The organism is Desulfobulbus rhabdoformis (assembly GCF_016919065.1).
In the GTDB taxonomy this organism is placed as follows: Bacteria; Desulfobacterota; Desulfobulbia; order Desulfobulbales; family Desulfobulbaceae; genus Desulfobulbus; species Desulfobulbus rhabdoformis.
Map to the genome: position 1 here is coordinate 166,180 of NZ_JAFFQA010000001.1, position 16,470 is coordinate 182,649.

General features: G+C 53.8%; 19 protein-coding genes. 15 read left to right on the forward strand and 4 right to left on the reverse strand.

Features of this window, described 5'->3' with window-relative positions; translation table 11 throughout:
- Positions 1-8 precede the first annotated feature (8 nt).
- A complete protein-coding gene (locus JWJ90_RS00785) occupies positions 9-998 on the forward strand; it encodes a metal ABC transporter solute-binding protein, Zn/Mn family (RefSeq protein WP_205225273.1) in 990 nt (329 codons plus the stop codon).
- 228 nt (positions 999-1,226) lie between these two features.
- Here JWJ90_RS00785 and feoB read toward each other — a convergent pair whose 3' ends face one another.
- Positions 1,227-3,731, reverse strand: coding sequence for a ferrous iron transport protein B (feoB, locus tag JWJ90_RS00790; RefSeq protein WP_205225274.1), 2,505 nt, complete (start codon positions 3,729-3,731; stop codon positions 1,227-1,229).
- Between the two features lie 83 nt (positions 3,732-3,814).
- Positions 3,815-4,081 (reverse strand): FeoA family protein, encoded by a 267-nt coding sequence (locus JWJ90_RS00795; protein ID WP_205225275.1) that lies wholly within the window; start codon positions 4,079-4,081, stop codon positions 3,815-3,817.
- A 193-nt stretch (positions 4,082-4,274) separates the two neighbouring features.
- Here JWJ90_RS00795 and JWJ90_RS00800 point away from each other — a divergent pair, with 193 nt between their 5' ends.
- The 8 genes from JWJ90_RS00800 (at position 4,275) to JWJ90_RS00835 (ending at position 10,665) form a co-directional block, all read left to right on the forward strand.
- Positions 4,275-4,589: a hypothetical protein gene (locus JWJ90_RS00800; protein WP_205225276.1), complete on the forward strand. Its 315-nt coding sequence runs from the start codon at positions 4,275-4,277 to the stop codon at positions 4,587-4,589.
- A 67-nt stretch (positions 4,590-4,656) separates the two neighbouring features.
- On the forward strand, positions 4,657-5,469 hold the full coding sequence (locus JWJ90_RS00805; RefSeq protein WP_240194686.1) for a DUF4198 domain-containing protein: 813 nt from the start codon (positions 4,657-4,659) through the stop codon (positions 5,467-5,469).
- A 130-nt stretch (positions 5,470-5,599) separates the two neighbouring features.
- Positions 5,600-5,815, forward strand: a complete 216-nt coding sequence (locus tag JWJ90_RS00810) for a hypothetical protein (protein ID WP_205225277.1) — start codon at positions 5,600-5,602, stop codon at positions 5,813-5,815.
- 158 nt (positions 5,816-5,973) lie between these two features.
- A complete protein-coding gene (locus tag JWJ90_RS00815) occupies positions 5,974-6,843 on the forward strand; it encodes a DUF4198 domain-containing protein (RefSeq protein WP_205225278.1) in 870 nt (289 codons plus the stop codon).
- Between the two features lie 82 nt (positions 6,844-6,925).
- On the forward strand, positions 6,926-7,426 hold the full coding sequence (locus JWJ90_RS00820) for a metal-dependent transcriptional regulator (protein WP_205225279.1): 501 nt from the start codon (positions 6,926-6,928) through the stop codon (positions 7,424-7,426).
- 46 nt (positions 7,427-7,472) lie between these two features.
- Positions 7,473-7,775, forward strand: a complete 303-nt coding sequence (locus JWJ90_RS00825; RefSeq protein WP_205225280.1) for a hypothetical protein — start codon at positions 7,473-7,475, stop codon at positions 7,773-7,775.
- The gene (locus JWJ90_RS00830) at positions 7,772-9,895 is read left to right on the forward strand and encodes a heavy metal translocating P-type ATPase (protein ID WP_205225281.1); all 2,124 of its coding nucleotides are present in this window, start codon (positions 7,772-7,774) and stop codon (positions 9,893-9,895) included. Before JWJ90_RS00825 ends, JWJ90_RS00830 begins: the two co-directional genes overlap by 4 nt.
- Before the next feature lie 2 nt (positions 9,896-9,897).
- A complete protein-coding gene (locus JWJ90_RS00835; RefSeq protein ID WP_205225282.1) occupies positions 9,898-10,665 on the forward strand; it encodes a hypothetical protein in 768 nt (255 codons plus the stop codon).
- A 28-nt stretch (positions 10,666-10,693) separates the two neighbouring features.
- Here JWJ90_RS00835 and JWJ90_RS00840 read toward each other — a convergent pair whose 3' ends face one another.
- Together JWJ90_RS00840 and JWJ90_RS00845 are read right to left on the reverse strand one after the other, a co-directional pair.
- Positions 10,694-10,975 carry a hypothetical protein gene (locus tag JWJ90_RS00840; RefSeq protein ID WP_205225283.1) on the reverse strand — a complete coding sequence of 94 codons (282 nt, stop codon included), beginning with the start codon at positions 10,973-10,975 and terminating at the stop codon, positions 10,694-10,696.
- Entirely contained in the window at positions 10,975-11,157 is a 183-nt protein-coding gene (locus JWJ90_RS00845; RefSeq protein WP_205225284.1) for a hypothetical protein, read from the reverse strand. Before JWJ90_RS00845 ends, JWJ90_RS00840 begins: the two co-directional genes overlap by 1 nt.
- A 387-nt stretch (positions 11,158-11,544) precedes the next feature.
- On the opposite strand from JWJ90_RS00845, the gene JWJ90_RS00850 reads away from it, so the two are divergent.
- The 6 genes from JWJ90_RS00850 (at position 11,545) to JWJ90_RS00875 (ending at position 16,440) form a co-directional block, all read left to right on the forward strand.
- Entirely contained in the window at positions 11,545-13,929 is a 2,385-nt protein-coding gene (locus JWJ90_RS00850) for a heavy metal translocating P-type ATPase (protein WP_205225285.1), read from the forward strand.
- A gap of 39 nt (positions 13,930-13,968) precedes the next feature.
- On the forward strand, positions 13,969-14,490 hold the full coding sequence (locus JWJ90_RS00855) for a YceI family protein (RefSeq protein ID WP_338032269.1): 522 nt from the start codon (positions 13,969-13,971) through the stop codon (positions 14,488-14,490).
- On the forward strand, positions 14,477-14,857 hold the full coding sequence (locus tag JWJ90_RS00860) for a hypothetical protein (protein WP_205225287.1): 381 nt from the start codon (positions 14,477-14,479) through the stop codon (positions 14,855-14,857). The genes JWJ90_RS00855 and JWJ90_RS00860 overlap by 14 nt, the downstream gene beginning before the upstream one ends.
- Before the next feature lie 108 nt (positions 14,858-14,965).
- A complete protein-coding gene (locus tag JWJ90_RS00865; protein ID WP_205225288.1) occupies positions 14,966-15,670 on the forward strand; it encodes a hypothetical protein in 705 nt (234 codons plus the stop codon).
- Positions 15,671-15,675: 5 nt separating this feature from the next.
- The gene (locus JWJ90_RS00870) at positions 15,676-16,098 is read left to right on the forward strand and encodes a magnetosome protein MamC family protein (protein WP_205225289.1); all 423 of its coding nucleotides are present in this window, start codon (positions 15,676-15,678) and stop codon (positions 16,096-16,098) included.
- Between the two features lie 51 nt (positions 16,099-16,149).
- The gene (locus JWJ90_RS00875) at positions 16,150-16,440 is read left to right on the forward strand and encodes a YtxH domain-containing protein (protein ID WP_205225290.1); all 291 of its coding nucleotides are present in this window, start codon (positions 16,150-16,152) and stop codon (positions 16,438-16,440) included.
- Positions 16,441-16,470 lie beyond the last annotated feature (30 nt).

Consider the following 16,470-nt stretch of genomic DNA (forward strand, 5'->3'; position numbering starts at 1 on the left):
AGGATACAATGAAGTCAATACGACAAATCGCCTTCTTTCTGTGCGTTTTTCTCTGGATGACCGGAACCTCTCTGGCTGCAACGCCACTTAAAGTGGTGGCGAGTTTTAGCATCCTGGGGGACATGGTCACCCAGTTGGGGGGAGATACGGTTGAGGTGGTGACCCTGGTGGGCCCAGACGAGGACGCACATGTTTTTGAGCCATCCCCCTCCGATGCCAAGATCCTCAAAAGTGCGGATCTGGTTGTGGTCAACGGACTGGGGTTTGAAGGATGGCTGGACCGGTTGGTCAATGCCTCTGGATTCTCAGGACAAATCGTTGTCGCCAGTGAAGGTGTGACACCTCGTGCCATGGTCATGGAGGTGCACAAAGACGCTCACGAGGAAGAGCATCACCATGGGGATGAGCACGCCCAGCATGAGGATCAGGAGCATAAGGCCGGGCACCATCATCACCATCATGGCGATGTTGATCCCCATGCCTGGCAGAGCCTTTCAAATGGCATGCTCTATGCCCAAAATATTTCCAAGGCCCTGGTTGCCGCTGATCCAGCTCATGCAGCGGCCTATCATAGGGCAGAATCGGTTTATGTCGGTAAGATAAAGACCCTCGAGTCCTGGTTGAAAGAGCAGTTTGCCACGGTGCCCAAGGCGAACAGGCGAATGATTACCTCCCACGACGCGTTTGGTTATTTGGGAGATGCCTATGGTGTGCAAATGTTCTCGCCTGTGGGCGTGACCACGGCAAGTGAAGCCTCGGCCGGTGGGGTGAAGGAGTTGATCCGTCAGATCAAAAGAGAGAAGATCAGTGCCGTATTCGTGGAAAATATCAGCGACCGTCGCTTGATTGACCAGATCGCCCGGGAAGCTCAGGTACAGGTTGAAGGAGAGCTTTATTCTGACGCTCTTTCCAAAGCTGATGGGCCTGCTGCAAGCTACCTGACAATGTTTCGCTTCAATGTGGAGAAAATTGTTTCTGCCATGCGGCGAGGGCTGTGACGGGGCAACATGTTGTGTTTAATTTCCTGATGTGTTGATACAAAAAAGCCGTTCTCGCTGAATGCGGAGGACGGCTTTTTTGTATCCTGAATCCGTGTCGTTACAATTAGGTAGTCTGCGACAATTCTATTTGTTGTTTTGTCGTCACCAGGTTTGGACTCTTGAAATGGTGACCTCTGCAACGTGGAGCCCGCAATAGGGGGGGATACTTTTGCCCCTGCACACGATTTATTGCAAGATAGCCTTGGTGCGGTTGTGTCGCGAAGGCAGCCATTTGTTCCTCGTGCCGACCAGTATCGTCGTCAGGACGACGAGCAGGTAAAAGGCGATCATCATCTGAAAACCACTCATCCCCAGAGCCATACCACCGGTGAAGATACATGAGGCCACAACAAACCCAAGCGCTGTGGGAAACAGCATGGAGAAGAGCATCCATTTGTAGGAATTGGTCTGCACCTTGATCATAATGGTTGTTGCAAGGCAGGGCGGATAGAGGGCAAAGAAAACCATGACCGCCAAGGCGTGCAGCGGGGTAAAGCCGGAAGATGAGGTCTCCGTACCCATGCGTTCCTCTAGGCTCTTGTTGTCATCGGCTCCTTCCTGATAGAGTACGCCGATGGTGGCCACGCTGGATTCGCGGGCGGCAAAGGAAGAAAAGATCGCCACATTGATCTTCCAGTCAAATCCGGCAAACTGGGTGATGGGCTCAAGGGCCCGGCCAAACATTCCCAGGAAGCTATTTTCTATGTTTTCGTTTTTGATCTCCCGCCTGAGTGACTTTCGTTTGGATGCGAGGCTACGCAGATTTTTGTTGATGGTTTTGGCATCTTTATCCCCCCGTGGCTTCATGAAGACAAAGAGGTTTGGGTAGCTTTCCCGGTATGCATCATCCAGCGCTTTTGAGGCGTCGGCGCTTTTCACATTGAGCCTGGCTGTTTTGAAGTCGGTGTACAGGTTGATCAGGGCGACCAGGGATGCCTCTTCCTGAAACTGCGGCGCATAGGCATTGCCCTCTATCTTTGTATAGAATTTGGTCACAGCCTTATCCATCTCTTTCTGGTAATAGGCCTCACGGTTGTCATCAAGGCCAGGAAACTGCAAGAGAGTGAACACGCAGACAGAGACGGCAATGACGATGGAACCCACCTTTTTGATGTATTGCCAGGTCCGCTCAATGGCCCTCTGGCCTACACCGAAAAGAGTCGGTGGATGGTAATTGGGCAGCTCCATGACAAAGGGAGCCGTCTCCTTGGTTTTCAGAACAGTGGCGGTCAGGAATTTGGCGACGAGCAGGGCTGCAAAGATGGTGAAGGTCGACAAAAACAGCATGGTCCAGGACTTGTATTGAACAAAAAAGACATTCACCAGCAGGGTATAAAAGGGGATTTTCGCCAGGCAATTCATATAGGGGACGGTCAGAATCGTCGCCATGCGCGAGCGCTCATCGGGGATCCCCTTGGTGGACATAACCCCGGGAACCGCACAACCGCCGGCAAAAACACCGCCAAGGATAAAAGGCAGGGTTGATTGGCCGTGCAGGCCAAAGGCGTTGAACATCTTGTCAAGAATGAAGGCGATCCTTGCCATGTACCCCGAGTCTTCAAGAATGGCGATCAGGGAAAACAGGATCAGGAAAATAGGAATGTAGTTCAGCAGTGCATTGGCGGAATCCACCATCCACAGTCCCATGGAACGGATATAGGGGTCGTGCAGCAGGCCTGCATCCGGCAAGAGGGAGGCGACAATAGCCCGGAACTTGGCAAGAAATGGCCACCAATACTGGGTCAGTTCATACCCTTTGACAATGGAAAGCTGATAGATGAGAAAGACCGTCAGTATCAGAAAGATCGGGGCCGCGAAACGGTTGAGCAGGAGTTTGTCGATCTTTTCCGAGATGTTAAAACCGCCCTGTGCCTCCCTGGTCACACAGCTCTCCACAATGGAGCTTGCCAGCCTGTCTCGGCAGCCGACCATATAATCGGCAACCGTCATGTAGTGGTTTTCCTCAAATTCCCGTCGAATTTTTCTGGTCAACTCCAGTTCGGCAGATGACGAGCCAAGATGCTCAATAAGGATACGCTCTGCCTCGCTGTCCCCTTCAACAAGTTTGACCGCAAGCCACCTCAGCGGGTAGTTCTCAGCCAGTACTGTTGTTGCCAGTTTCTCCTGGAGTTTTTTGAGCAGTGGCTCGATTTCCTCGTAGGAGATGGTCAGCGGCAACCCCTCCTTGCGTTTCGTGGTCGCCAGAATAGCCCTGCGTAACTCTTTTTTCCCCCTCCCTTTCCGTCCCACCGTCGGGATGACATCGACACCAAGCCGATGCTGCAGTTTTTCGATATCAATGGTCATGCCGTTACGCGTGGCCACATCCATCATGTTCAGGGCGACCACAACCCCAAAGCCCATTTCCAGGACCTGAAAGGTAAAATAGAGACTCCGCTTGAGCGAAGAGGCGTCTACGACGTTGACAATGACGTCCGGCTTTTCGTTGATCAGAAAATCACGGGCCACCCGTTCTTCAAGGGAAAAGGAGGTCAGGCTGTAGGTGCCGGGCAGGTCAACCGTCTCCACCCGGACACCTTCGAATGTATAGGAGCCCGACTTTTTGTCAACCGTCACACCGGGGTAGTTGGCGATATGTTGGTTGGCCCCAGTGAGCATGTTAAAGGTTGTTGATTTTCCAGAGTTTTGCTGGCCTGCCAGGCCGACAAGAAGGTTTTTCTTCTGTTCCATTGGAGTTCGTGTACAGAGTTCTGGTGAATGGGGTGTTGTCGGCTTGTAAGCGGAGGCAACGGTGTTGGTCAGAGGTGAGGCGATTAGGCGGATTCGGGGGATACCTCTTCTACTTCAATGAGTGCTGCTTCGGCATTCCTCAGGGTCACGTTATAATCGGCCACCTTGCATTGGATCGGGTCTCCAAGAGGGGCTCGGCGGACCACATCGACCTCGGATTCCGGTACAAAACCAAGATCGAGCAGTCGTTGGCGAATTGCACCTTTTGCATGGTGACAGCGAATACGCGTCGTTTGCCCGGGGGGGATATCGCAGAGTCTGCAGCACCGGTTGCGCTTTCTATGTTTCATTATGGTCTCCGTGTTAGGCTTTTCTAAAATAAGCCTACTCTCTATGCTAATTTTTTTCACAGGTCAATAAAATTTATGCGAATAAAATTTTTTTATATAAGGCTAAAAAGTTAGTTGACACAAAATTTAGGAACGGCTAAGTTCGACGACCGATAACTTTTACAACCGCTAACAAACAAAATTTGGGTGACCTATGTTTCGTCGACTAAGTATTGCAGCTTTCAGTGTATTTTTTAGTGCAGGACTGGCGCAGGCCCACACGCCGTTGTGCTCTTGTTTTGATAACGGCGATCAGACCATTACTTGCGAGGGGGGATTTTCTGATGGATCGTCTGCTTCCGGAGTGGCACTGAGAGTGCAGGGCGCTGATGGTCAAGTGCTGACAAAAGGGAACATGAATGAGGATTCCGAGTACACTTTTTCCAAGCCTGAGGGCGAATACACTGTGATTTTTGATGCCGGAGAGGGGCATCAGATTACTGTGCCCGGTGCGGAAATCGTCGAGTAATGCATAGGCATTGTATTTTGTCGACTCGTTGCAATTAAAAAACGTAATCAGAATTAGGAGGAGATCCATGAACAAGTTACTGGCAGCGGCATTTACCGGAGCCATGGTCCTGGGGTCTGCGGTTGCGGCCTCGGCTCATTTTCAGATGATCTACACCCCGGAGATGGCGCTCGACAAAGGAGGCAAGATTCCTTTGAAACTGGTTTTCACTCATCCGTTTGAGGCCGGTCATACCATGGATATGGGGACCCCGGAGCAGTTTTTTGTGGTCCGCAGCCGCGGTGAGAATGCACCCAAAAAAACCGATCTGCTGAAGACTCTTAAGCCGATCACCTGGACGAGCCTGACCAACAGCGGCAAGGCGTGGGAAACCACCTACCAGGCACGCGGAGGTGATCATGCCTTTTGCCTCATTCCCGAGCCGTATTGGGAAGAGGGGGATGGTTTTTACATCAAGCAGAACACCAAGGTCATTGTTAATGTTGGCGGTGAGCCGGGTGCCTGGCATGAGCCTGTCGGGCTGCCGACCGAGATTGTCCCACTGGCCAAACCCTATGACCGCTGGACCGGTAATGTTTTTCAGGGGCAGGTTCTTGTCAACGGGAAGCCCGTACCAGGAGCCGAGGTTGAGATCGAGTATCTGAATCATAAACCCTTGCTTGACAAAAACGGTTTTGCCAAGGAGGCCGCTGCCGAGGCACCCCAGGATTCCTTTGTGCTGCAGACAATATTTGCAGATGAGAACGGGGTGTTCACATTTGGTATCCCCAAGGCGGGTTGGTGGGGGTTTGCCGCTCTTGACCTTGATCCTGAATATACCTACAAGGGCAAAAAATGCTCCCGTGATGCCGTTGTCTGGCTCCAGGCAAAGGATATGTAAATCCTCCTGGGGGTGAGGAAGCCTCGCCCGGAGTTGTCGTCGAGCAAGAAATTCGGGCTGGGTTTCCTCCTGCCTGCAGGACTGTTCCCGTGCGATCATCGTTGCGCTAACGCAAGAAGAGGAGGAGAAAATGCCATTTTGGGACATCTTGGCCACTCTCGCTGTTGTCGCTTGTGCCGTGGGGTATCTCTATCGGCGTTTTACAACAACAAAAGGCTGCAGCTGCGGCTCAAGCTCCTGCTGCTCCCGGCAGGGCGCGGCGGCATCATGCAGGTCGCTGGAAAACACTACCCCCTGTATTGGTTGCGGCTGCGGAGAAGGAACAGGGCGGCAGGGAGTAGATTGAAAGAAATCCAAATCCTCTGAATATTTACCTGCATGCGTGCCGGCGGATGAAGCTGAACAATAGATGAATTTGTTTAAAAATCTTCGCCGCATTAAAAGGCTAGGTCGTTTAGGGCTCACACGTCGTCATTGATTCAGGATTTAACCAATGGAATGAATATGCCAAAAGTATATACTCTTCAGGAATGGTCACAGGCCCATTCAATAGTTGCCGTCTTGCTGTTTCTCCTCCTGTTTCCCTCACTGGGAGCAGCGCATTCTCTCTTCATTCAGTCCGGGCGTTACTCTCTCAGCGAGGGAAAGGGCTCCCCTCTGTTCTTTTGCTTTGGACACCATTTTCCGGTCGATGAGGCGGTTCGCAGGAGCAAATTGAATTTCGTTCGGGTCATCGATCCACAAGGGAAGGCCTTTGATATTGCCCTGCGTGATGAAAAATCACTGCACTCCTATGTGGTCGACTATGAGCAGCCTGGGACCTATGTTCTGGTGGCGGAAACCAATCCTGGCTATTTCGCCATGTACACCGATAAAAAAGGGCGTAAACGCCACTCCCTCAAACCGTTAAACACCTTTGTTGAGAAGGCGCAGAGTGTCGAGTCCAGTATGCGTTCGAGTCAGTGGGCCAAGACCTATGTTACCTGTGAGCACCCCTCCAGTCCGTTTCCCGCAGAGGTGGGGCTCCCCCTGGAGCTGGTGCCCCAAAAGGATCCCTCCACCCTGAAACAAGGGGACTCCATTACCTTTAAGGTGCACTACGATGGAAAGCCCTATGATGGCCAGGGGACATGGGATGCGACCTATGCCGGATTCTCTACAGAGGCGGAGGATATGTATTTTCCCAAAACGGACGTTGGCGCTGGTGAATTTACCCTGCCCATTGAGGCGAGCGGACGTTGGTTTGTACGATTTTTTACGAAAACCGATCCTCCAAAGGAAAATACAGGCCAGTACCTGACCGAAAAGAGAACTACCACACTGAGCTTTGAGATACGTAATCAACGTAAGCGTCCAAGAGGAGACAGTCATTAAAATTTCTTTTTCTGGTCAAAGGGAAAGTTGATTGCAATGAAGTGAGTATTCCAATAGCCAGAAGAGGCTTGGGAGCCATGCCATGACAGCCGCGCAAAAGTTGAGCGCCAGCCTGGAAGATTACATCGAGGCCATCTATCTATTGGGAGGAGACGAGACTGAAGTCCGACCCAAAGAGATAATTGCCCGCATGGGGGTAACCGGACCTTCGGTGACCGAGGCTCTGCGCCTCTTGAGCGATAAAGATCTCATCCATTACGTTCCCTATGGGGCCGTCACCCTGACAGATGCTGGGAAATCAGTGGCCCAGGGGGTGTATCACCGGCATAAAACGCTCAAACGGTTTTTTATCGAGATTCTTGGGATTGACGAGGCGGATGCTGAAAAAGGCGCCTGTGAGATGGAACATGTCGCCAGCCCGGACCTTGTTTACAGGCTGGTTTTGTACACGAGTTTTGTCCAGAAAAATCTCTGTGATGATCCACAGGGCGTTGTTGCCCGATTCAAACAGTTTGTAGAGCAGAGAGAAAAAAACACCTGCCGCAGCAAGATACAGGATAAAAATGGTTCAGAGTCTCAATAATATCCCCGTTGTCCCCGCCCCCTTTTCTGGGCAAAACGACACTGGAATGGTTGTTCCTCTTCAGACGGGAACCTCTATGGTTGGCGTGCTAGGCATTGCCAGCGCCATGTCCGTCGGTTCCAACTGGGTGGATGTCCGCAGAGGTGCTCTCACTCCAGGGCAGGCCGTGGTCAACGGTCTGGCTAAAGGAGTTGCCGCGACCCTAATCATCCAGGCGACCAGTAGAAGTACTCCTCTCCAGGTTGCTCTGGCTGCCTCGGTTCTTGCCGGGGCTGGGTACCTGATCGACGCGACCATGAAAAAAAGCAAAGACGAACTCTGCCAGGTTGAGGTTCAGGGGGAGAAGTGAACCTTTTTCAAAGTAAGCCTATTACGATAGCCCATGAAATCAAGGGGCGTGTTCGTCTGCGCAGTCCCCTGATCGGCAGCCCGGAGCTTGATCCAGATTTTTTTGAGGCTGGCCTCGAATCCATTGCCGGGGTCAGGCATGTACGGCTGAACAGCCGTGCCGTCTCAGTGGTTATCGAACATGATGGCCAGGAAGCCACTCGAGCCTCTATTCTTGCCTATCTGGCGAACCTGCCTCAGCAATCCCTGCAGGGGAGGGGACAGCTACGCACTCTGCATTCACCGTTATCCTTGATCACGCGAGGCGGGCTGACCCTCTCGCTGCTGGTCTTGCCCAAGCTCTTTGCCGCTCCCGTTGCTGTCATCTTTGCCCTGCCCACCCTGATTGAAGGTGTTGTCACGCTGTGGAAGCGGGGCGTCAAGGTTGAAGTGCTGGATGGTTCGGCCGTACTCTTTTGCCTCATCCGCCAGGATTATTTCACCGCAGCCAGCATCGTTTTTCTCCTTTCAACCGGTGAGTACCTTGAGGCCATGAGTGAAAGCAAGACCAATGGTCTGCTTAAGAGTCTGCTCAAGCCCCAGGTGGAAAAAATCTGGATTGAGCTGGATGGGCGCGAACTGGAAATCCCCCTGGAAGAGGCCCGTATCGGAGATCGTGTCATCTGCGGTGCGGGTGAGTTGATTCCTTTGGATGGTGAGGTGGTCGAGGGAGAGGCCTCGGTCAATACCAGTTCAATTACCGGTGAGTCTGTTCCGGTCCATGTCCATCCAGGTGTCCAGGTTCTCAGTGGATCTGTGGTGGAAAACGGCCGCATAGTTTTTGTAGCCAGTCATGTGGGCGGTGAAACCTCCATGGCCCGTATTGCCACCTTTCTTGAACAGTCATTGAGCAGCCAGTCCGAATCACAACGAGAAAGCGATCGGCTCGCCGATCGACTTGTTCCGGTAACCTTTGGTCTGGGCTTGGGGCTGTTGGCCATCACCCGTGATCTGAGCAAGGCTGCTGCTGTGCTCACGGTGGATTACTCCTGCGTTATCTCGCTTGCCAATCCGGTCACTGTGCGTGTTGCCATGTTCACCGCGGCCAAGGAAGGTGTGTTGTTAAAAGGTGCCCAGGCCATGGATGCCTTATCAAAGATCGATACCCTGATCTTTGATAAGACCGGCACCCTGACCAGAGGCGAGCTGGTGGTGACCGACCTGCACGGTATCAACGGCTACGATGGTGAGACCCTGCTGCAATTGGCAGCTGGAGCGGAAGAACATTACTCCCATCCTGTGGCGACCTCGGTGGTGAACGCGGCCCAGGATCGAGGACTGGAATTGCCGCCGACAAGTCAGGTCGACTTCATTGTGGCTCACGGGGTTTCTGCCTATATCCACGGAAAAAATGTCCTGGTGGGAAGTAGGCATTTTATCGAGGAGGATGAGTGCATTCCCTGCGGTGCAGTTGATGAGGTAGCCGAGCAACTGCAAAGAGAAGGCAAGAGCCTTCTGTATGTCGCCTGCGAAGAGCACCTGGTCGGCGTTATTGGTTTGCGCGATGAGTTGCGAACCGAGGCGGAAACAGTCCTTGGCGGACTGAAGTCCGCAGGCATAAAGAAGATTGTCATTCTGACCGGAGATGCCGAGCTGACCGCCAAGGCCATTGCGGCTCAGTTGCCCGCTGTAGATGCAGTGCATTGGGAACTGAAGCCAGAGGGGAAAGCCGCCATCGTTGGGCAGCTGCAGGAGGATGGACACAGGGTTGGCTTTATCGGTGACGGGGTCAACGACGCTCCGGCTCTGGTGTCGGCGGATGTGGGCATCTGTCTACCCCAGGGAGCCGACCTGGCCAAGGAATCGGCGCAGGTCATTCTCCTGCGGGAAGATCTGGAATGTCTGCTCACTGCCCGCCTGGTTGCCATGCGCAGCCAACAGACCATGCATCAGGCCTTTGCTGCGGCAATTGGCCTCAATTCAAGTTTTCTTTTCCTGGCCACCCTGGGCCTGGTGCAGCCTGTGGCCGCAGCCCTGCTCCATAACCTGAGCACTGTTGGAATTCTCAGCTACGCAGGGATACGTGGTCGAGCAGTTCCCAGTCAATTACCACCGGCCACCACCAATCAGGAGGGCCAATAAGCATGTATTCTTCCCTGCTGGATGCGCCCGCACATACCGTTCTGACCTTACTTGATATTACCCATCCTGGCTTGAGCCAATGGCTGCAGCGCCTGGGACTGTATGTTGGAAGCCAGGTCATCCGCCATGACGAAGACGTCAACTATTTCCCTGCAAGGGTCCGTACTGCGGTGGGAGATGTGGTCGTTCCGGCCGGACTGGCAATACGGCTTTTTGTGCATGCGGACTCCGGAGAGCGTAAGCCTTTGGTGGAAATGGAGCGAAAGGAGCAGGGGCACGTGGAAACCATGTCCTGCGGCCGTGGCTGCAACCTGGCCCTGCGACACCTCGGCCTGGCGGAAGAAGCACGCATTACCTTCATCCGGCTCCTGCCGCATATGGATTATGTGACATTAATCAATGGGCATGAACGAACCCGCCTCACAGAAGGCGAGGCCGCCAGGGTGTGGGGAAAAGGCGGGGATGAAACGGAGCACCAGTTTTATTTTGCAACAAGAAATCAGCCTTTTGCTGTCAGCGAAATAATTGGGGGGCGCAAGGTCCGTGAGCACCTGCAAACCCATGGGATTGGACCGGGGTGCAGTCTGACTCTGGAAGCCATTGAGCAGGCACGTGAGGCGCATACTGCCGGTGTGGAACCGATTACCATTTCAAGCCCCGGTGGCTTACGGTGCTACCTCAACCGCAAACAGGCGGCCCAGGTAATCGTAAAAAGTGAACTCCGGCACGGACAGGACGCTGCCGGTGCCGGAGGAGAGGAAGACGAGTGAAACTTTGGGGGAGGCCTGAAAATCAGGGCTAGGCCTGTTGTGTTGCCTCGGTTTGCGCCTCTTTCCACATTTCACTGTATTTGTCTTTGGTGGAGCTGAACATGGAGTCGGTTTTCATTTTAGCCTTGTACGCCGATTTCATCACTCCTTTCACGGCACGATCGGCCAGGCATTCCTGATCAACCTGCTCGATACTGCGTTTCCCGGCCTTTTTACCTGCCTTGTAGGTCAGGTAGCCGGCAACGCCCAGAACGGCCCAGCCCACAGGGTTGCTGGTCAACAGGGGTACTCCGAGAATGGGATTTGACATTACTGCTCTCCTTCTTTTTCCGCGGATTCTTCATGAACTTCCACAGGTGCGGGAACTGCGGTGATCTGAGCTGCTGCTGCCTCTTCCTCGCCTCTTTTTTTGCCTGATTTGTACAGGGCATATCCACCAAGGCCAAGCACAAGCCAGCCAACCGGCGTGGTGGTGAGAGGAATATAGAACATGGAATAGCCTCCTTGCTTAATGTGCAATTTCGTTTTCATTAAACGAAATAAGTTACAGTTAGATAATAAACTCTTGTGGCTATGCTGTCAACTGCCTAAATTTATGTTGTTTTTTTGTTATGTTGAAAGAAGTTTCTTGTCCCGAAGATGGAGCTGGATGGATTGAATTATCGTCCTTTTTCATATGGGATACCGGCGGAACATTTTTGTAACTGGTCTTCGGTGGTGACTACCTCGTCTTGCTGAGAATTTTATCCTCGGAATATCCGTCATATGCCTGCGGTAAAATTATCAGCAATCCTTGACCTTGATTGAAAAATCTAATTACTCCAGACACCCTATAGAAGAAAATTTGGCTCCCAGGGCCGTTATCCAGGTGGAAATCTTATGCAGGCAACGCAACAACACGCTCACAAAAGAACCACTCCATCCTTTTGTCTCAGTACCGGTTTGCTGAAAAAGGCCGGAGTGAAGGTTAAGCAGTCCATGCCGGGACGAATACGAATCAAGGTGCGCTCCCTGCGAGGCAAGCAGAGAGAGGCAGGGTGGATGCAGGCACATCTCGGTGCAACAAAAGGAGTGCGCAGCGCAGAGGCGAGAACGAAGAGTGGGGCTGTCATTATCTTGTACGATTCAGCTCTTATCACCTCTCGGGCACTTCTTGCAGTGGTCGTTCAACAGGTGATTCACCCTTTGAAATACCAGGCTCATGCAAAAACGGTCGTCACCTCTCAGGAGCCCTGGCCGACCTGCACTTCCTGCGACTGCTCCACCCCTACGAGTTTCAGCACCAAACTGCGCCGGGTTATCTGGCTCAGCGGCTGTATGGCTTATGCCGCCCTTCGATTATGGGTTTTTAAACTGCCGCTTATCCAGACCCCGATCAGCTTTCTGGGCGCTGTGGCCTTCCTGGGGGCCCTGCCCCTGGCTCGCGAGGCCTATGAGGATATTACGGTCAAAAAAAAGGTCACGGTCTCGCCGTTTCTTGCCGCCGGATCTCTGATCACCATTGCCATGGGCCAGGCCTTCTCCGCGCTGCAGATACTCTGGATTTACAACGTGGCGGAGCTGACTGAGGAATATGTGGCTCAACGTTCCCGCCAGGCCATCCGCGATATTCTTGAGGTCGCTCCGGCCAACGCCTTTGTCATGGTGGATGGGATGGAGGTGGAAACACCGGTTGGGCAGATTCGGCCTGGAGATGTGGTCGCTGTCCATACCGGCGAACGCATTCCTGTTGATGGTGCGGTTGACGAGGGAGAGGCCCTGGTGGATGAGTCCTCCATCAATGGTCGCTCCGAGGCCATGCTGCGGCAGCGGGGCGATCAGGTGTTTGCCGGAACCATCCTCAGTCAGGGGGTGCTCTTTATCAAAACCGTGAAAACAGGTGAAGACACCTACCTGGCGCATATCATGAAAATGGTTGAGGACTCTCTGGCCAACAAGGCACCGGTGGAACAGAAGGCCGATGAGCTGGCCGGAAGACTGATGAAGATCGGTTTCGCGGCTACAGCACTGACTCTGCTGCTGACCCTGGACCCCATGCGAGCCCTCACCGTGATGCTGGTCATGAGTTGTCCTTGTGCAACGGTTCTTGCCGCCTCTTCGGCCATTACCGCGGCCTTGGCCAACGCGGCAAAACATTCGATTCTGATCAAAGGCGGCCTGTATCTGGAGACCGTGGGCAAGGCGGATATCTATTGCTTTGACAAAACCGGGACCCTGACCATGGACCAACCCGAGGTTATCGCCGTCTTTGGGCGCACGCCTTCCATTTCCGAAGAGACGATCCTCGCCATGGCAGCAACTGCGGAGTCGCATAATCATCATCCCATGGCAAAGGCCATTCTCGCAGCGGCACGGGAGCGAAACCTGAGCCCGGAGCCGCATGCGGTCTGCGATTTCAAGGCCGGTCGCGGGGTGCTCTGCACCGTTGGCGGCGATTCGGTGGTTCTTGTCGGCAACCGTCAGTTCATGGATGAGCATGAGGTAGATATCCGCTGGTTTGAGAAGAAGGCGGAGTCTCAGCGCGCCTTGGGCAATACCGTGGTCTATGTGGCCAGAAACGGCAGTGTCCAGGGGATGCTCGGAGTTGCCAATCCTGTGCGCCCCGAAGCGGTGCGGGTGCTCAACTGTTTGCGCCGCGATGGGGTGCAGTCGCTTAGTCTGGTGACCGGCGACAGTCAGGAGATCGCCGAGAGTTTGATGGGGGTGTTCCCCTTTGACGAGTGCCGAGCCGAGCTGATGCCTGAGGAAAAGGCTCAGCGGGTGGATGAGCTGCGCCGAAATGCTTCTGTGGTCATGGTGGGCGATGGCGTCAACGATGCACTGGCTCTCGCCCGAGCGGATATTGGAGTCGCCATGGGCGCCGCCGGTGCCGAGGTCGCCATGGAGGCTGCGGATATTGCCCTGGCGGATTCAGATCTGGAAGGATTGATGAAGGTGCGTAATCTCAGCCACCGGACCATGCGCACCATCGACCAAAATCATTATCTTGCGGTTTCCACCGACCTGATCGGCGCGGCCTTGGCCATGCTCGGCTTTCTTTCCCCTGTCCTGGCCGGTCTGATACACATCGCCCACACCGGGGGAATTTTGTTGAACTCGGGAAGGTTGCTCAGTTGGGAACCTCCCGTGGACCCGCTGGACTGCTGTAAGCGGTGCGAACGCACCGATCACACCTGTACGGTGAGTGATCATCGTCAAGATTCCCTCTTTGTTCTGCCGGAGAGAAAGAGTACCCCACTCAAGCTGATTAAGCCCATGAGCTGAAGAAGCGTTAATTGAAGAAAGGAGCGTATTTTGAAGTATGTGTTGACCGACAGGAGTCGGGTCAATTTTGTCGCCCATGCCCCCCTGCACAAATTCAAAGGATGGGCCGAGGAAGGGTTGTCTGGGGGGCTCGATATCGATCTGGAGCACGGCATGGTCTCCAGCCTGCACGCCGAGGTGGAGACCCGCTGTTTTCAGACTCCAGATCAGGAGCGCACCCGGGCCATGAGCCAATTCTTTAATTTGAGCGAGCACCCCTACGCGACCTTCAAGATCGGCCAGCAGATTTCCCTGCGTCCCGCGGGGAAAGACTGCTGGAGCACCAAAATGCCCGGTATCCTCTCATTTGTGGATATTCACCGGCTACTGCCGGTTATAGGCAAGCTACGGCTGGAGAACGAGCGGTTGATCTGGGAGTTGCAATGCAAATGGTCTTTTAAAGCCTATGGCCTGAAGGCGCCCCGTTTGTTGATGCTCACTGTCCGGGATATCGTTGATATATCAGCCCGCCTTGAATTTATTTACCAGGAAGAAAAGGATCAAGAGAATGTACACCAGTGAAGAACTTGTCGATGGTCTGCTCGACCATATGCTTTACCTCCATATTGCCCATCATGTTCCCGGCCGTATTCGTGTCAAGGCCAGCTGGAGTGGTGCAACCAAGCTGGGAAGCGTGGATGAGCAGGAGCTGACCATTATTGTGGCCTCCATCCCGGGAATAGTTGGGTATCGCATAAATAAAAAGGCTCTTTCCGTGATCATTGAATATGACACCGATGTTTTCTCCCCACAGCTTTGGGAAGAGGTTGCCTCTGTTGGTCAGTATCCGGGGAAACGTGATGCGGTTCGTGATCAGCTTTTGACCTTGCTCGATACAAACGCTGATACCATCCCGGAACATGCCAACCTCCAGACCATGGAAGGGTAGGTTCCAATTTTATTCTCGGAGTCTGCGCTCACTTGGCCTTGATTGAAAAATCTCATTATTCAAGACACCCACCGACGTGAAAAGTGGTTTTAAGGAAAGGAGAACAACATGGAACAGGATAATCAGGACCAGAGTGTTCAGCGAAACACAACCGTTCCTGCCGATACGGGACCTTCCCCCGAAGAACAGGGAAGGGCGGAACCCGCTGGAGAGCAGAGGGGAGCCGAGGCCGCTGCCCCGCAGCAGGAATCAGGAGAAGGTCTGACAGGTGATGAAACAACGGTTGAAACCGCTGAAGGTGCCGGTCAGCAACCCCATCACCAATACGCGCAACAACCTCAATATACACAGCAGCCGCTGCCACCCGGGTATGCTGTGGATCCGACGACCGGTCAGATAGTCTTTGTCGGCCAGCCCTACCAGCAACCTATCTATCAGCAGCCGGTTAATCCCGCCATGGGGCAGCCCGGTGTTGTCTATGTGCAGGGCGAGACGCCGGAACAGGCTGCGGCGAGGCAAGCCTTGGAACAGCAGCGCTACGGCCAGATTATGCACTCTTTTGAGCAGTTCATGCAAGGAGAAGCCACTGTCTCGGATGTGGTGAAAACCCTGTACACCAATACCGCCCAGTACGACCAGCTCTGGAAAGGGGCGCTGGTCGGGGCTGCGGCCACCTTTCTGTTAACCAGTAGGCCAGCACGTGAGGCCATGGGTAAGACCTTTGGCAGCGTATTTCCAGGGGTAAAACCAAAAAATGCCGAGGCCGCAGAGGCTGCCGCCACGGTTGATCCCACCAAAACCGGGAAGGAGTGAGATATATGGAACAGCACCTCAATACAAATGGCATGGTCGCCGGGCAGCCCGGTATGGACCAGGGGACAGCCATGGCCCAGAACCAGAATAATCCCACCTACGATGGCACAGGCCCCCAGGCGACTGTGATGCCGGTGCATCAATTGCCCACCGCCCCTGTGCAGAGTTCGCAGATGCTGGCAGCCGGTCTTTTTGGCATGGTTGTGGTTGGAACCGGCACCTTGGGGGCAAATCTGCATAAGGTCAACGAGGGCGAGATGAGTATGGGGGATGCCCTCGGCCAGAGTGTCTCCAAGGGGGCGGTCGGCGGTCTTGCCACCGCTGCCGCTACAGCGGCCTCCTCGTCGTTGACCAGCGGTGGCCTGTTTGGCCTGGCGGTAACCGTGGCTACGGCAACGGGTGTGAACTATCTTTTGACCAAACCCTGACGTAATAACTTACAATCTATAGAAGAAACGAAGAAAGAAAGGAGAAGATCCATGGATCAGAATAATCCGAATCAGGTGTACTATCAACCCGTCACCCCTCAGGTATATCCCACCGCCCCGGCAACCAGTTTCCTTGGGCTTGAACTCCAAAATAACCAGTTCTGGAAGGGCGCACTCCTTGGGGCCGCCGTCACCCTCCTGGTGACCAACGAAAGTGTGCAAAAAGGCGTGGTCAAGGCCATTGCCAAGGTCTCTGCCGCCGCCCAGGGGGGGGTCGAAGAGATGAAGGAAAAATTTGAGGACGCCCGCGCAGAGGCAATAGCAGAGAGCGAGAGCGAATAAGAGCATCGCCCCGGAATCGGAAGACGACTT

Excerpts from the sequence above, each read along its gene's own strand:
- JWJ90_RS00785 (WP_205225273.1), top strand. The coding sequence starts at position 9 with ATGAAGTCAATACGACAAATCGCCTTCTTTCTGTGCGTTTTTCTCTGG.
- feoB (WP_205225274.1), bottom strand. The coding sequence starts at position 3,731 with ATGGAACAGAAGAAAAACCTTCTTGTCGGCCTGGCAGGCCAGCAAAAC.
- JWJ90_RS00795 (WP_205225275.1), bottom strand. The coding sequence starts at position 4,081 with ATGAAACATAGAAAGCGCAACCGGTGCTGCAGACTCTGCGATATCCCC.
- JWJ90_RS00800 (WP_205225276.1), top strand. The coding sequence starts at position 4,275 with ATGTTTCGTCGACTAAGTATTGCAGCTTTCAGTGTATTTTTTAGTGCA.
- JWJ90_RS00805 (WP_240194686.1), top strand. The coding sequence starts at position 4,657 with ATGAACAAGTTACTGGCAGCGGCATTTACCGGAGCCATGGTCCTGGGG.
- JWJ90_RS00810 (WP_205225277.1), top strand. The coding sequence starts at position 5,600 with ATGCCATTTTGGGACATCTTGGCCACTCTCGCTGTTGTCGCTTGTGCC.
- JWJ90_RS00815 (WP_205225278.1), top strand. The coding sequence starts at position 5,974 with ATGCCAAAAGTATATACTCTTCAGGAATGGTCACAGGCCCATTCAATA.
- JWJ90_RS00820 (WP_205225279.1), top strand. The coding sequence starts at position 6,926 with ATGACAGCCGCGCAAAAGTTGAGCGCCAGCCTGGAAGATTACATCGAG.
- JWJ90_RS00825 (WP_205225280.1), top strand. The coding sequence starts at position 7,473 with ATGGTTGTTCCTCTTCAGACGGGAACCTCTATGGTTGGCGTGCTAGGC.
- JWJ90_RS00835 (WP_205225282.1), top strand. The coding sequence starts at position 9,898 with ATGTATTCTTCCCTGCTGGATGCGCCCGCACATACCGTTCTGACCTTA.
- JWJ90_RS00840 (WP_205225283.1), bottom strand. The coding sequence starts at position 10,975 with ATGTCAAATCCCATTCTCGGAGTACCCCTGTTGACCAGCAACCCTGTG.
- JWJ90_RS00845 (WP_205225284.1), bottom strand. The coding sequence starts at position 11,157 with ATGTTCTATATTCCTCTCACCACCACGCCGGTTGGCTGGCTTGTGCTT.
- JWJ90_RS00850 (WP_205225285.1), top strand. The coding sequence starts at position 11,545 with ATGCAGGCAACGCAACAACACGCTCACAAAAGAACCACTCCATCCTTT.
- JWJ90_RS00860 (WP_205225287.1), top strand. The coding sequence starts at position 14,477 with ATGTACACCAGTGAAGAACTTGTCGATGGTCTGCTCGACCATATGCTT.
- JWJ90_RS00865 (WP_205225288.1), top strand. The coding sequence starts at position 14,966 with ATGGAACAGGATAATCAGGACCAGAGTGTTCAGCGAAACACAACCGTT.
- JWJ90_RS00870 (WP_205225289.1), top strand. The coding sequence starts at position 15,676 with ATGGAACAGCACCTCAATACAAATGGCATGGTCGCCGGGCAGCCCGGT.
- JWJ90_RS00875 (WP_205225290.1), top strand. The coding sequence starts at position 16,150 with ATGGATCAGAATAATCCGAATCAGGTGTACTATCAACCCGTCACCCCT.